The organism is Streptomyces sp. G-G2 (genome assembly GCF_030063135.1).
Lineage (GTDB): Bacteria > Actinomycetota > Actinomycetes > Streptomycetales > Streptomycetaceae > Streptomyces.
The window spans coordinates 122670-137413 of record NZ_JASISO010000015.1 but is presented as its reverse complement, the minus strand read 5'-3'; the positions used below and the strand labels follow the sequence as shown (position 1 = coordinate 137413).

The 14744-nt window shown below is 73.4% G+C and carries 11 protein-coding genes and 1 pseudogene; 4 read left to right on the top strand and 8 right to left on the bottom strand.

Translation table 11 applies throughout. The features are described from left to right. Positions 1-72: 72 nt before the first annotated feature. From QMF80_RS14845 to QMF80_RS14835, 3 genes are read right to left on the bottom strand one after another with little or no spacing between them, the layout of a single operon-like run. Entirely contained in the window at positions 73-1092 is a 1020-nt protein-coding gene (locus tag QMF80_RS14845) for an ABC transporter ATP-binding protein (RefSeq protein WP_283453294.1), read from the bottom strand. Beyond that, positions 1089-3824 carry a hypothetical protein gene (locus QMF80_RS14840; RefSeq protein WP_283453292.1) on the bottom strand — a complete coding sequence of 912 codons (2736 nt, stop codon included), beginning with the start codon at positions 3822-3824 and terminating at the stop codon, positions 1089-1091. Before QMF80_RS14840 ends, QMF80_RS14845 begins: the two co-directional genes overlap by 4 nt. Continuing rightward, the gene (locus QMF80_RS14835; RefSeq protein WP_283453290.1) at positions 3821-7186 is read right to left on the bottom strand and encodes an FtsX-like permease family protein; all 3366 of its coding nucleotides are present in this window, start codon (positions 7184-7186) and stop codon (positions 3821-3823) included. Before QMF80_RS14835 ends, QMF80_RS14840 begins: the two co-directional genes overlap by 4 nt. A gap of 146 nt (positions 7187-7332) precedes the next feature. On the opposite strand from QMF80_RS14835, the gene QMF80_RS14830 reads away from it, so the two are divergent. The 3 genes from QMF80_RS14830 (at position 7333) to QMF80_RS14820 (ending at position 10747) form a co-directional block, all read left to right on the top strand. Continuing rightward, positions 7333-8076: an ABC transporter ATP-binding protein gene (locus tag QMF80_RS14830; protein WP_502962848.1), complete on the top strand. Its 744-nt coding sequence runs from the start codon at positions 7333-7335 to the stop codon at positions 8074-8076. Positions 8077-8383: 307 nt separating this feature from the next. Then, positions 8384-8995 carry a hypothetical protein gene (locus tag QMF80_RS14825; RefSeq protein ID WP_283453287.1) on the top strand — a complete coding sequence of 204 codons (612 nt, stop codon included), beginning with the start codon at positions 8384-8386 and terminating at the stop codon, positions 8993-8995. Positions 8996-9115: 120 nt separating this feature from the next. Next, a complete protein-coding gene (locus tag QMF80_RS14820; protein WP_283453285.1) occupies positions 9116-10747 on the top strand; it encodes an alpha/beta hydrolase in 1632 nt (543 codons plus the stop codon). 74 nt (positions 10748-10821) lie between these two features. Here QMF80_RS14820 and QMF80_RS14815 read toward each other — a convergent pair whose 3' ends face one another. The 4 genes and pseudogenes from QMF80_RS14815 to QMF80_RS14800 form a co-directional block, all read right to left on the bottom strand. After that, on the bottom strand, positions 10822-11703 hold the full coding sequence (locus QMF80_RS14815; protein ID WP_283453283.1) for a GNAT family N-acetyltransferase: 882 nt from the start codon (positions 11701-11703) through the stop codon (positions 10822-10824). A gap of 260 nt (positions 11704-11963) precedes the next feature. Next, positions 11964-12177 (bottom strand): annotated as a pseudogene (locus QMF80_RS14810) (transposase); the annotation flags it as partial. A 232-nt stretch (positions 12178-12409) separates the two neighbouring features. Then, positions 12410-12706, bottom strand: coding sequence for a hypothetical protein (locus QMF80_RS14805; RefSeq protein ID WP_283453281.1), 297 nt, complete (start codon positions 12704-12706; stop codon positions 12410-12412). Then, positions 12703-13443, bottom strand: coding sequence for an HNH endonuclease family protein (locus QMF80_RS14800; protein ID WP_283453279.1), 741 nt, complete (start codon positions 13441-13443; stop codon positions 12703-12705). The genes QMF80_RS14805 and QMF80_RS14800 overlap by 4 nt, the downstream gene beginning before the upstream one ends. 190 nt (positions 13444-13633) lie before the next feature. On the opposite strand from QMF80_RS14800, the gene QMF80_RS14795 reads away from it, so the two are divergent. Next, the gene (locus tag QMF80_RS14795; protein WP_283453278.1) at positions 13634-14164 is read left to right on the top strand and encodes an alpha/beta hydrolase; all 531 of its coding nucleotides are present in this window, start codon (positions 13634-13636) and stop codon (positions 14162-14164) included. Between the two features lie 177 nt (positions 14165-14341). On the opposite strand, the gene QMF80_RS14790 is transcribed toward QMF80_RS14795, so the two are convergent. Next, complete coding sequence (locus QMF80_RS14790; protein ID WP_283453276.1) at positions 14342-14713, bottom strand: peptidase inhibitor family I36 protein; 372 nt, start codon at positions 14711-14713, stop codon at positions 14342-14344. Positions 14714-14744: the final 31 nt, after the last annotated feature.

The following is a 14744-nucleotide window of genomic DNA, read 5'->3' as shown; positions in this document are numbered from 1 at the left end:
GGCCGGACGCCGAGGCGGTACGGGCGCGGGCGCGGACCGGGCCCACGCCGCCCGCGCGGGCGCCGGCCGGGCTCACGCGGCCGAATCCGGCCGTACCTCGATGTGGTCCGCGGCCAGGTCGACCGCCACCCGGTGCTCCATCCCCAGCGCCTCCAGGAAGGTGCGCGGCAGCTGCACCCGTCCGCTGCGGTCCAGCATCACGTACTCCCGCTCGCTGACCGACTCCGCGCCGTGCTCGTCGGTGACGGTGCGGCGCAGCACCTCGCTGCTGGTGCGCCCGTCCCGGATGGCCACCGTGCGCCGCACCTCGCCCGCGACCATCGGGTCGTGGGTGACGACGACCACGGTGGCTCCCAGCTCCCGGTTGACGGTGCGGAACGCCTCGAAGACGGCCGCGCCGGTCTCGGAGTCCAGTTCGCCCGTCGGTTCGTCTGCGAGCAGGACCTTCGGGGCGCCCGCCATGGCCACGGCGATGGCCACCCGCTGCTGCTGCCCGCCCGAGAGTTCGGACGGGAGGCGGCCGGCCAGCGGGCCGAGGTCCAGCGCCTCGATCAGCTCGGCCGTCCGGGCCGCGTGCCGCTTCGCGGACTTGCGGCCGCCGTCGGCCAACTCCATGGGCAGGGATATGTTCTGAGTGGCCGTCAAAAACGGCAGCAGGTTGCGCGCGGTCTGCTGCCAGACGAAACCGACCGCCTCGCGCCGGTAGCGCAGCCGGTCCCGGGAGGACATCTCCAACAGGTCGAACCCCGCCACCGTGGCGGTCCCCGCCGTCGGCAGGTCCTGCCCGGCCAGAATGTTCAGCAGCGTCGACTTCCCACTGCCCGAGGCTCCGACCAGGGCGACCAGATCGCCCTGCGCCACCGTCAACTCCAGCCCCTGGAGGGCTTGTACCTCGATGCCGTCCCCACTGAAGACCCGGACCAGACGGTCGCACGCGATGGCCGTGTCCGCCGCGAGCGCCTCGGGCTCGGCGGCGGCCACGGCGCGCCGTCCCAGCTCCTCGTAGCTCGGCTGCCCGGCCCCGGAATCCGCCCCGCCCACGTGGGTGTCCACTCGCCCGCCCGCCCTGTCGTCGGTCCGCTCGCCGCTCATGCCTGGTCTCCCGCTCTCAGTTCCGTAGTGATCTGGCGTCGTCCCGACACCGCCGCCTCCGCCAGCACGGCCATGCCCACCAGGGCGGCCAGTCCCAGCGCCTGGACCAGCACGGGCCCGAGGCCCAGGGGCACTCCGCCCGCCACGTGGGACCCGACCAGCGTGGACAGGTCCACGGCCGGCCCCAGCAGGAGCACCGCGGACGTCGCGGTGACCGCTCCGCCCAGCGCCGCGGTCAGTGCCTGCGGCAGTGATTCGGCCAGGACCAGCAGCACGCCCTGCCGGGGCCGCAGCCCCATGGTCCGCAGCCGCGCCAGCAGCGCGGCCCGTTCGGGCGCCGCCCGAACCAGCGACAGCAGTACGGCCAGCAGCGCGAAGGCCGCGGCGCCGACGGCCGAAGCCGTGAAGAGCCGTACCGCCGCGTGCTGGAGCGGGTCGGACTTCAGCTCGTCGGCCATCCCGTCGCTGGTCTGCACCCGGAAGATCGAGTCGGCCGGAGTCAGCGTGCGCGTCAGTACCCGCAACCGGTCCTCGGCGGGAGTGCCGAGCGCGTACCACCGGTTGGGCCTGGTGGTGACCGGGATCCGCGCGGTGGCCGGGCCCGCGGGCACGATGACGGTGGCGCCCGCCGCGCCGGACCGCACCGGGGTGCCGTCGACCACGCCCTTCACGGCCACCTGGAGTTCACCGCCACCGAACCGGAGCCGGTAGGTGCCCGAGGGGGCCGTCCGGGACAGCCCGCTGCTGAACAGCACGGGCAGTGGGGCGTCGGCCGAGCCGGTGCCCGGGCCCTTGAGCAGCGCCGGATCGTACGGGCCGATGCCGACCTCCTTGGACAGTGCGGCGTAGGCCTTCGGCTCCACCACGACCACGGACACCTGAGTGGTGAACCGCGTGGCCGGGTTGTCCACGAACCCGTCGTCGTCCGTCCACAGCGTGACCGAGGACCGTACGCCGTCCAGCGCGTCCGCGGCCTTCACCAGCGCGTCCGGCAGCGAGCCCCCCGGCGGCGCGGCGATCCACGCGTCCGCCAGGACGCTCACCCGGGCCGCGGCCAGCCGAGCGGCGTCCGACGCGTCCAGCACCGTGGCCCAGAACCCGCCGGTCGTGACCGCCAGCAGCAGCGCCATCAGCGGCAGTACCGGGGCCGGCCCGCGACCGGTGCTCCCGCGCGCGGCGCGGGCCAGTCCCAGGAAGCCGATCACCCCGGGTCCGCGCGCCGCGAGCCGGGCGGGCAGTGCGATGAGCAGCGGCTGGACCCGGGCCAGCAACAGCCCGCCGCACAGGGCGATCAACAGCGGCGAAGCGATCAGCAGCGGGTCCACCTCGGCCCCGGCCTGCGCGATCCCCCGCGAGCGGACCTCCGAGACGGCGGCGGCGGTGACCAGCAGCGCCAGGAGTTCCGCGACCGGCCGCCGCCACCGGTTGCCGGGCCGCGGCGGGGCGAGCAGGATCAGGGCCCGGACCGGGAAGGACAGCCAGGCGAACAGCGTCGTGGCGAGTGCCGCCCCCAGCGCGGGCAGCAGCCGCGGCGCGGGCAGCAGGACGAGGGCCGCCGCCGTGGCGAGCAGCGCGGCCGGGAGCACGGTGACCGCGCCCTCCCCGAGGAGCCTGCGGAGGAGGCCGCCGCGCGAGCAGCCGCGCGCCAGCAGCAGCCGCAGTTCCGATTCGCGCCGCTCGCCGGAGAGCGCGGCGGCCAGGCACAGGACGACGAGAACCACCCCGGCGACCCCGGCCGGTCCGCTCACCCCGAGCGGGGCGGCGGCCTGCTGCCGGGTGCGGGCCTCGGCCAGCAGTTCGGTCAACGGGGAGCTGAGCGCCATGTCGGGCCGTCCCACCTCGCCGAACAGGTCGGCCGCGACGGTCCCGCTCACATAACTGTTGATCAGACCGATCGTGGTGGGCAGCCGGTCCGCGCGCAGCCGGGTGGTGTCCAGCGGCAGCCGCCAGAAGTCCGTGGCGCCGTCGCCCCAGGCCGCGAGCCGCGGCAGCGCGTCGCCGCCGACCAGGGCGCCCGCCTGCCAGAAGGTTTTGGGTTCCCTCTCGTTGGTGTGGCCGGTGCAGGCGTGGGCGAGGCAGGGCAGCCCGGTCCACACGGGATCGGCGTCGTCGTCGGCGACGTACAGGCCGACCACCCGCGCCTCGGCGGCGGCGCTGGTGCCGGCTCCCGCCCGCAGTACCGTGCCGAGCGGTGCGCGGATCGCCTCGGACGCCCGCTTCGACAGGGCGACCGGCACGGGCCCGCCCGCCCCGCCGCTGCTCGGCCAGCCGCCCGCCACCAGCTTCAGGTGCCGCTCGGAACCGCTCAGGTACACCAGGCTCAGCTGGGGTGAGATCCCGTCGGGGCTGGCGAGTTCGGGATTGCCCAGGGCGCGGTAGTGCTCGCTCCGGCTGCCGTGCACCGGACCGCTCGGGGCGAGTGCGAGGTCCCCGCCGGTCCGGGCGGTCAGCAGGGCCGTGATCCGGTCCAGGTCCTGGGGGAGCGGCGCGTCGTCCTTGGCTTCGGAGTAGGCCTGGATGCTCGTCGCGGCGGGTCCCTTGTCCGTCACGAAGGAGCGCAGGGCCTGGTCGGCGCCCCGGTCCAGGGCGCGCGGCAGGGCCGCGCTCAGGAACACGGCGGCGAAGGCCAGTACGGCGCCCAGCAGGGCGGCGGCGGGCATGGCGCGCAGCCGGACGCGCACCCAGGACGCGGGGCGTGCGGCTCGTTCGGCCGGGCGGGCGGTGCGGGTCACGATTCCTCCACCTGACGCAGCCGGGCGGCCGTGTTGCGGTTGCGGCGGCCACCGAGGGTGGCCGACAGCAACGGCACGACGGCGATCGCGGCGGTCAGCAGCAGTGTCCAGCCGACGGGCAGGTCCACCAGTAGTTCCGGGTAGGGGCGGCGGCCCGAGGGCGTCCGTACGATCAGCGGCGCCACCAGGTGGACCAGGGCCGTACCGATCCCCACCCCGGCGGCGCAGCCGAGGCCCGCCAGGATCAGGCCCTCGGCGGCGGCGGTCCGGTTCAGGGTGCGCCGGGGCGCGCCGAGTGCCAGCAGGACCGCCGACTCCCGGGACCGTTCCCGGGCGCCCGCGGCGGCCGACGCGGCGAAGCCGATCGCCGCCAGCGCCGCGCAGGCGACGGCCAGAACGGCCAGTGCGCGCTGCGGGGCCGTGCTCAGCGGATCGTCGAGCAGCCCCGCGGCGACCTCCTCGCGCAGCAGCACCCGCTGCGTCCCGGCTCCGGCCCCGGTGCGCAGCGCGGCGGCGGCGCGGGCCGGTACGGGATCGTCGGGGGAGACGCCGGGCAGCCACCATTCGGTGACCCCGGGCAGCGCGCGGGCGCCGTCGGCGGCCATGATCCGGCCGAGCGAGGTCAGGTCCACCGCCAGTGCGGTGTCACCGGCCACCGGGAGCGCGTTGACGGCCGCGGTGACGCGAACCCGGATCATGGACTGGGCGAAGGGGACCCCGACCACGTCGCCGACCTTCGCGCCGATCGCCTTGAGGTAGCCGCGGGTGGCGATTCCGGGCAGTTCCTGGACCGATGTGACGGGCCCCGCGGTCAGTGCCAGGGTGATCTCGCCCCGGGACGGCGGGGCGCCCGAGTAGCTCATCCGCAGCAGGGCCGGTCCGTCGGCGGGGCCGGCCGCCTGGTTCCCCAGCAGCGCGGCCTCGCTGCCCTTGGGCACCGTACCCAGCTGCCACCCGACGGCCCCCGCGGCGGGCGGGACGGGGACGGCGGGACCGCCCCCGTCCCCGGTCACGGACAGGCCGTGGACCGTCAGCTCGCCGCCGACCGAGGGGAGCGGGGGAGCCTGCGGGTCCTGGGCGCCGTACGAGAGGGACACCGCGACCAGGGTCAGCGGTCCGCCGGGCCGGCCGGCCGGTGCGTCGGCCAGCGCGGCGAGGTCGACCGGGACGGTGACCCGCTTGTCCGTCGTCGGCAGCGCGACCACGGGGGTCAGGAAGGACAGCCCGAACCGGTCGCGCAGCAGCAGTCGCAGCCCGGGTGAGCCGGTCGGGACCCCGGTGGCGCGCAGGGTCAGGTCGAGCCCGATCCGCTGGGGCTGTCCGGGCAGCGGTATCCCGCCCGTCCCCTTGGCGGGAGCGCCCGGGGCGCCGGGGGTCAGCGGGCCGAAGAGCTCGCCCATCGGCTGCTCGTTCCGCAGGTCGGCGCGCAGCGGGACCCGGTCGGCCACGGACGCCGCGTCCAGGGCGAGGAGTTGCCCCGTGCGCCCCTCGGGCAGGGACTGCTCCGAGCGGATCACCGGGAGCACCCGCTCGCCGCCCGGCAGCGCCCCGTACCGGCCGCTCTGGCCGACCGGCGCGAGCTGGCTGCCGGTGATGCGCAGCCCTCCGGCGGTGGTGTAGGAGGCCTGGTCGCGCTGGGAGTCGGACCACGCGGTGTACTGCCCGAGGGCCAACACCCCGCTGGACACCGCGAGTACGAGCAGGACGACGGGACCGGTGGCGCGCTGTGGGCGGCGCGCGAGCTGCCATCCCACCAGGGCCGGACCGAGCCCGGAGCCGCGCGCCGCGAGGTGCCCGCCCAGGCGCGCCGCCAGCGGCAGCACCCGCAGGACGAGCACCGCCCCGGCGCAGAGCGCCAGCGTGGGGGCGGCGATCACGACGGGGTCCACCCCGGTGGGCGCCCCGCCGCCGGCGGTCGGTCCCGCGCCCTTGTACCGGTTCAACTGCTGGAAGGCGAGGGCCGCCAGGGCCAGCAGTGCGAGGTCCGCGCCCGAGCGGGCGGCCCCGGCCACCATCTCCTGCCGTTTGCCGCCGTGTCGTCGCACGACGGCCGAGGCCCCGCGCAGAGCGGCGGGCAGCGTGGTGAGCAGCACGCAGCCGAGCGCGCACCCGGCCGCGACCGGCCACAGCGACCAGTGGCCCGGCCAGGCCCCGGAGTTGCTGTCGACGCCGCCGAGGAAGCGCAGCAGCAGGGGGGCCAGGAGGGGGGCGAGTGCCGCGGCGGGCAGCGCGAGCAGCAGCGCCTCGGTACCGGTCAGCAGACTCAGCCTGCGGCGGGAGGCGCCGCGCGCCAGGAGCAGGGTCCGTTCGGGTTCCTGATGCTTCATCAGGGTGCCGCCGACGATCAGCAAGGTGGCCGCGGTGAGCACGACGAGTTGCATCTCACCGATCAGCAGGGTGGACCAGGCGACGGACCGCGAGGCGTGCAACTCCTGCATGACGGTGCGGAGTTCGGTCTTCGCGTTGAGTCCGGAGGTGGTCTTGAGCGAGGCCTCGAGCGCGGCGCTGCGGGCGCCGACGGCCTCGGCCTCGGCGGTGCGCACACCCGCGAAGTCGGGGGTGAGGAGGGTGAGGCGGCTGTCCTGCGCCAGCCCGCCGACGGTGAAGGCGGAGTCGTCGACGAGCAGCGGCCCGTAGGTGGTGAAGCCGCCGGTCTGGGCCCCCCGGCCGCCGACCGGGTCGAGCTGCCAGTACGCGGCGGCGGGGTCCGCGGCCCGGTACACGCCGGTGACCACCACGGTGAGCGTCGTCCCCTGGAGCCGGTCGTCCAGGCGGACTTCGGCGGGCAGCGCCGAAGCGGTCAGCCCGAGGCGGTGCAGCGCGGCCTCGGGCACGGCGACCGGAACGCGAGTGGCGGTGGCGCCGCTGCCCACGGGCTGCGGCCACTGTCCCGCCACCAGCTTGGTACGGGCCCGGTCGAGGGCGGCGAGCAGGGTCAGGTCGGCCTCCCGCTCGGGCGACGGCCCCGACCCGGCCGGAGTGGACGACGTACCGGAACCGGCCGGAGTGGACGACGTACCGGAACCGGCCGCGGATCCGGGAGTGGCGCCCGGCAGTCCGTACGCGTGGCTGCGCGGCAGGCTCTCGGTGGTGAAGGGCAGCCGGCCGAACAGGGCGTCTCCGAAGCCCCGTAGCGCCTGGTCGTCCTTGGCCCGGTCGGCCGCGGGGTGGTAGCCGGTGACGACGACGGTGGACCGGACCTGGTCACGGCCCTGGAGCGACTCGCGCAGTCCGGCGTCGCCCACCCCGCGGGTGAACGCGAACAGAGCTGTGAGCACGGTCGTGGTGATCAGTACGGTGAGTAGTACGGCGGCGGCGAGGGGCACACGCCCGCGCTGCCGACGCATGACGAACCCGAGCATGCGTGCTGTTCCTCCCCCAATACCGGACCATAGGTACCGGATAGCGGGCGATCTTGTCAGATATACGCGGACATCGGAAGGGCTTGTATCCGGCGCCCGCGGATGAGGGAATGCGCTTGTCAGCAACCATCTTGGGGGAAATGTCCATGACCACGACCGAGCAGCACCGAGCGGACTCCACGACGCCCATGGTGGTGGTGGACGACGTGCACCGCAGTTTCGGCACCGGCCCCCAGGCGGTCCACGCCCTGCGCGGGGTCTCCTTCGCACTGCGCCGGGGCGAACTGACCGCTCTCAAGGGACGTTCCGGTTCCGGCAAGACCACGCTGCTGAACCTGGTCGGCGGCCTCGACGCGCCGACCTCGGGAGCCATCCGGCTCGACGGCACCGACCTGACCGGTCTCGGCGAGGGCGCCCTGCTCGCCCTGCGCCGCGAGCGCATCGGTTTCGTGTTCCAGTCCTTCGGGCTGATACCGGTGCTGACGGCCGCCGAGAACGTCGGCGTGCCGATGCGGCTGCGCAAGGTCGCGGCCGCGCGCCGCGAGGAGCGCGTCCGCACCCTGCTCGCCCTGGTCGGACTGGCCTCGCATGCGGGGCAGCGTCCCGGTGAACTCTCCGGCGGACAGCAGCAACGCGTCGCCGTGGCACGGGCGTTGGCCAACGACCCGGATCTGATCATCGCGGACGAACCCACCGGTCAGCTCGACTCCGAGACCGGCCGCTCGATCATGGAACTGCTGCGCGCGGTGGTGCGCAGCGAGGGCGTGACCGTCCTGGTCGCCACGCACGACCCGGCCCTGATGGAACTCGCGGACCGGGTCGTGGAGATGCGCGACGGACGGGTCGTGGAGACGGCCGAGCCCGCGGTGGTGGGCGCGGACGCGGGCTGAGGCCGGGACCGGTCCCGGGGGGACCGGTCCCGGCACGCCCGGGGGGGCTCCGGCCCTCTTCCGCCTATTCCGGTTGCGGCCGGTCGCCACGCGCATTCCGCTCTCTCCGAGGCCCTCGCGGGGACCCTCGGCGGGGGCCGGGTGTGCCATCTCCCCGACAGGCGGGCGGGGTCCGGGCGGAGGCGTCGAGTCCTCTGTTGTCCGAGGATCTTCTGTGGTCACATCATCTCCGGAGCGCCGAAGACCGCGGCCGGGGCGGCGGAACCCGGGCGGTCCGCGGAGCGTCTTCACCGCGGGGGTGGTGAGCATGGCGGAGACGGACGACCGTGGGGTGTGGCGGCCCGTGGCCGTGCTGCCGGTGGTCACGGCAGCGATCGTGTACGGCTGGGCGCACTGGTGCCTGGCGAGCGGCTCCGCGCCGTCGGTCACGGTCGCGGTGGCGGCCGGCGCCGTTCTGATCGCCGCGGCCTGGGCGGCGTACTTCTTCCTCGTCGGCGGCAACGGCGGATTCCTCGGCGCGTTCCTGCTCGCGGTGGGCCTGCTGCTGGTCGTGGCCACCGCCGACCAGGCGGCTGCCCGGTCCCAGGTCGCCACGTGCGTCGTGCGCGAGGTGCGCAAGAGCGTCGAGCAGTCCGCCGGGGAAGGCGCTCCGCCCCCCAAGGCCGTCCTGCGCTTCGCGCTGAGCTGCCCCGGCGGCTACCCCGCCGAACTCAAGGACGACCGCGACCTCGCCCCGGTGGGCGGCGAGATACGGGTCGCCTACGACCCCCGGCACCGGGTCTCCCCGGCGCCGGACGGCGAGAGCTCACCCTGGAAACCGGCCCTGTGCGCGGCTGTCTTCCTCGGCCTCGCCACACTCGTCGCCGCGAAGACCACAGCACCGGCCGCCGAAACGGCGGGGCCGCCCGCCGGGGCGTAGGGACCGCTCCCGTCGGCCCACCACACCACCGGCCCACCACGCCATCTCACCACCACGCCATGGGGGCTCTCCGGAGCCGTCGGAACATCAACTCCCGGAGAATCAGAAGGAGTTATCAGCATGCAGACCCGCAGAGCCGATGGCCGACGCAGACGAGTGGTGTGGGGCATAGCCCCCCTCCTGATCGCGGTCACGGCCCTCCTCGGCGCCACGCCGGGCGCAGCCTCGGCGAGCGACACCACCGCGGCCCCCTCGCCCGCGGCCGCCGTTCCCACCCTGACCTGGGGTCCCTGCGCCAACGACGACGGCGACGGCTTCGAGTGCGCCACCGCCCAGGTGCCGCTGAACTACCGCGCCCCCGCCGGCCGCACCCTCCCGCTGGCCGTCACCCGCCGCCTCGCCCCCGACCGCGCCCACCGGGTCGGCGTACTCCTCCTGCACCCCGGCGGACCCGGCAACTCCGGAGTCGACTTCGCCCGTAACAGCTACGACGCGCTGCCCGCCTCCCTGCGCGACACCTTCGACGTCGTCGGATACGACATGCGCGGCGTGGGGCGCACGGGACAGGTGGAGTGCTGGAACGACCAGGAGTACTCGGCCGCGGTCGACGCCGCGCGCGGTGTGCCGGGGCCCGGAGCCCTGGACGGCGCGCTCAAGCAGGGCCTCGCCTTCGCGAACGCCTGCCGCGAACGGGCCGGGGACCTCGTGCCGTTCATCGGCACCGCCTCGAACGCCAAGGACATCGACCTGCTGCGTCAGGCCCTCGGCGAAGAGCAGATCACCTTCTACGGCCGCTCCTTCGGCAGCTACGTCGGCACCGTCTACGCCGCGCAGTTCCCCCGCCGCGTCCGCGCCATGGTCGTCGACGGGTCGTACGATCCGCGCCACTACGCCGACGTGGCCTACGCGTACGACGTCGGGCAGTACATCGCTCTCGACGGGGCGTTCGGCCGCTTCCTGGACTGGTGCGCGCAGAACGCCACCGCGTGCGGATTCGGCGACGGACACCCCCGGCAGGCCTTCGAACAGCTCAAGAAGGACCTGGACGCCAACCCCGTCGTCGCCGCGAACGGCCGCCCGGCCACCGGCTACACCCTCGCCTACCGCATCATGTTCAACATCAACTCGGGCAAGGAGATCTGGCCCGACCTCGGCCAGTCCCTGCGGGCGTCCCAGCTGCACCAGCGCACCTGGCTGCTGAACCCGCCCTCGCCGGCCTCCTTCGACTTCCTCAACGCCAACCTCGCCGTCGAGTGCGCCGACCGGATCTACCCGGCCGGTATCCCGCTGCTGCGCGCGGGCGTGAGCGTCCTCACCGCGGCCGCGCCCCTGCTCGGGCCCGCGATCGGTTACGGGCCGCCCACCTACGACCACAACCACGCGCCCGCCTGCGTCCAGTGGTCCGCCGACCGGTTCAGCCGCTTCGACGGTTCCTACCGGGCCGCCGGTTCCGCCCCGATTCTGGTCCTCGGCAACACCGGAGACCCGGACACCCCCTACCAGGACGCCGTGGCCCTCGCGGGAACCCTGGAGAACGGGCGGCTCCTGACCTTCGACGGTGAGGGACACACCGCCTACAACCGGAGCGCCTGCGTCACCGCGCTCGTCAACTCCTACCTCGCCACCCTGGCGCTGCCCGCCAGGGGGACGGTCTGCGCCGATGAGACGCCCCCGCCCGCCGCTTCCTCGCTCGCCCGCCGTCAGGTGACGGGGATCGACGAGACGAGGGACGTCATCCGGACGCTCCGCTAGCCGGCCAGGGCGTGTATCGAAAGTGTCGACGGGCCGGGCGAGGTGATGTCCAGGTCCGGCCCGTCTGTTTGTAGCTAGAGGTCGAGCTGGTGCTGGTGCGTCGTGTGCGTGGGTGTGTAGCCGAGACTGTCGTTGATGTGTCTCATGTGCTTGTTGCTGTCGGCGATGTCGGTCAGGAGGCCGCCGAGGCCCGGATAGTGCCCATGGGCCTGTCGGATCGACTCGGCCTTCATCCATCGGCCAAGGCCGTGTCCACGGTGCTCGGGCAGCACGCCGGTGCCGTAGTGCTGGCCGTCCCCTGTGCCGTTGCCGGGAATGACGAGTTCGGTGAATCCGGCGATCGAGCCGTTGGAGGTGTCGATGGCGACGACGGTGTGCAGCTGGTCGCCGCGCCGTTCGACGGCCTTCGCCGCGGCCCGGACCCGGTCCACGTCCCAGGTCACGGTGCCGTAGTCGCTGTCTTCCATGGGCATGTCGTCCATGGCGCGACGTGAGGCGGCAAACGTTTGGGCGAGGTCGTCGGGGACGGCTCCCCGCCATGCCGCCAGCCGGTAGCCGGGATGCGAATGCTCGATGATCTCGGCGAGGGCGGTGGTGTCCACATCGGCCAGTGGCAAGCGGGAGAACCTCAGGGTGAGGGCCTTACGAAAACCGCGCGCCACCAGGAACTGGTCGCCGGGCGCTCCGGCCTCGGCCTGCGCGATGACGCAGCGGCGGGCGTTGTCCCGGGCGGCGGCCACGGCGGCGTCGAGGAGCTGCGAGCCGACGTGCTGGCGTCGCTCCGCCGGATGGACCTGGAGGGTCAGTTCGGCCAGGTGCTCTTGTCCGGGACTGTTGAACAGGCGCAGAAAGGCGGTTCCGATGGGTATGGAATCGGCGTCGGACGCCAGCCATGCAAGGCGCCGGCTGTTCGGGCCGTGAGCGGGGTCGGTCAGTGGGGTGATGCGAGAGGACAAGGTGTCTCCGTCGTGAGGAAGTGGCAAGGGTCAGTACGCGGACTCAACTGCTGGGCACTCCTGCGCATGTGCTCCACACCTCCTCGTCGACAGCGCCGGTCCGGAACGTCCGGGACGGCTGGGAGAGCCTAGCTGGCCCACCGGTTCCTCGACAAAGGGTTAACGAAAGACCGGTGCGAGCGTGCGGACACAGCCACTCATCGATCGCCGCGGGCAGCACGGTTGCCTCATAGCGGACCGCCAGCTTGTCGTACCTCGTGGCGGGAGGCGTATGCCTTGTCGGCGCGGACCCGGCTGGGCCGGGTCCGTGGCCGGGCCCGAACCAGTGCGGGCGACACGGACTTTGTTCAGGACCGGCTCGAATTGCGAGGAGTCGCCGCGCTGTCCGGCGGTGAACACAATCGACATGGGCTTCTGCCCTTGCTCGACGGCCAGGTGGAGCTTGGTGGTCAGGCCACCGCGCGAGCGGCCAAGGCCATGGTCGTCCGGCTCGACGGCGACACCGCCGGACGGCTCGACCTGCGAGTCTCCCTTTTCGTCGCCCCGGCCGCGTGCTGGTGGGCCCGGCAGACCGCACATCCCGCCACAGCACACCGGTACGGGTGCGAAACCGTATGCCATCGATCAGCTGTCGTCTGGTCCCGGTCGGCGGTCGATCGTAGAGTCAGCCGACCCTACGGAACCGCCGGGGACGGCCGGACCGCGGTCACCCGCCGCCCTCTTCCAGCGCCCGGTAGCCGGCGCGGACCACGGCGAGGGCCGCGGTGTGCCGTGCCTGCGGGGTGTGTTCGAGGAGATGCGGGCCGGGGGAGAGCCGGTACCACTCGTCGGCATCGGCGTACTGGATCTCGATGAGGTCCTGTCCGCCGGCGCGGGCCGTGGTGCGGAGCGTCAGGTCACCGGTGATGACGCCGACCTCCTCCGTCATCGCTCCGCCGGGCCCGGCGGCGACCTTGTCCACCCATTGCTGCGCGGGCTGCTCCGCGGGCTGGGGGCCGGTCATGAGGCGCAGCTGTCCAGCATCGACGTCAGCATCTTCTTCTCCGATTCGCTGACCGTCAGTCCGTAGGTGGACTTGACGGTGGTCCAGGCCCGTCCGTACTGGCACCAGGCGCCCTTGCTCGGCGGCTGCCACAGGTCCGGCTCCTGGTCGCCCTTGGACCGGTTCGAGGACGCGGAGACGGCCAGCAGCTGCGGGTGGACCAGGTCATTGGCGAATGCCTTGCGCTGCTCCGAGGTCCACTTGTTCGCGCCGGAGCGCCACGCGGCGGCCAGCGGCACCATGTGGTCGATGTCCATCTTGGCGGCGTCCGTGATCTCCGCCCCGTCGTACAGGCTCTTCCACGTCCCCGAGACGGCCTTGCAGGAAGCGTCCTGGGTGACGTTCTTGCCGTCCCGCTTGAGCACGGTCTCGCGCGTGTCGCACTTGTTGCCCTGGTCGATCCAGTGCGTGAACTGAGCCCGGCTGTACCCGGCCATCCCGCCCCCCGGAGCCACCTTCAGGGCGGCCAGCTGGGTCCGGGCCACCGCGACGTTCACCATCCCGGGCAGTACGTCCCCGCCCACCGGCTTGGCGTCGTCGGACCCGCCCCCCGGGGCGGACGCCGAAGGCTTCGGGGTCTTCGCGCCCGCCGAGGGACCGCCCGGCTTGCCGTCTCCCACGGGAGAGGAACACCCGGCGACGGCGAGGAGCACTGTGACCGCCAGCACTCCGCCGGACACGCGCATCTGACGTCCCATATCCAGACCCCACCCTCGACCGCACGAGCTCACTTGTCCCGTTCACCCTACCCAGTACCGGTATTTCCCAAGGGGCCGGGTTCCACGTGGCGCCCTCCTTCGTACCGTCCCCCTTCCCCTTCCCCCATCTGCCCGCTTCTCCCCCTCCTCTCCGGCGCTTCTCCTTCGGCCTCTTGGGGGAAAGCCGGCCGTGGCGGCGCGGGTCACGGGCCGGGTCAGCGCCCCGGCGGTCCTCGTCGGCCACTCCTGGGGCGGCTTCGTCATCACCGCCGCCGGTACCGACGACCGGGTCGGCGCGCTCGTCTACATCGCCGCGCTCGCGCCCGACGCGGGGGAGAGCACGGAGGCGCTGATCGGAAAGTTCGACCCGCCGCCGCTCTTCTCCCACCTGGACAGCGAGGACGGGCGGCTGTGGATCGCCCGCGCCGGAATCTCCCACTTCTGCGGCGACCTGCCCGAGGAGGAGCGGCAGCTGGTCTGGGCGACCCAGGGCGCCCCGCGCGCGGAACTCCTCGGGACCAGGACCGACGAGGTCGCCTGGAGGTCGAAGCCGAGCCAGTACATCGTGGCCAAGCAGGACCACGCCATCAATCCAGAGCTGGAGCGGTTCATGGCCGAACGCATCGCCACCACCGTCGAGGCCGACACCAGCCACGTCCCGATGCTCTCGCGGCCCGAGCTCGTCCTCGACTCGATCCGCGCCGCCGCGCGCCAGATCTAGCGGCACTAGCACGGCGTAGGCGATCGCGAAGGAGCCCTGTCGCGGAGAGCGTGCGACAGGGCTCCTTCACGCCCCTCACGCTGCGTGGTGCCCGAGGCCGCCCGTGGCGGCCCGTGCCCCTGCCGCCTTTCCGGCGCGGCGGCGTGAGAATGCGTCCGGTCATTCCCTCGTGAATTATTACTGGGGTTTGAAGGAGCGGATCTGGTAGCTGCCCTGGAGATTCCCGCTGCCACCCGAAGGGGTCGATCCCACGCGGTTGTTGTAGTTGGTTCCCGTGTAGTACTGCTTGCGCCGCCCGGTGCTGTTGGCGACGGAGCGGACGTTCTGGCCGTTGCGGATGAAACTGCAGTCGTCGGCGGTGTTCGCGCGCTGGGCGCTCTGCCACTGGCAGCGTGTCCCGCTGCCGTCCCAGCCGCTGTAGATGCAGAACCAGCCGGTGGAACAGTTGTACGCGGTGGGGGCGGGCGGGGCCGCGAGGGCTGCCGGGGCGGTTCCGATGACGGCGACGAGAGCCATGGCGCCCATGACGAGCGGACGGATGATACGCATGAGAATGATCCCTCTTCCCTTGGGTGGGGGA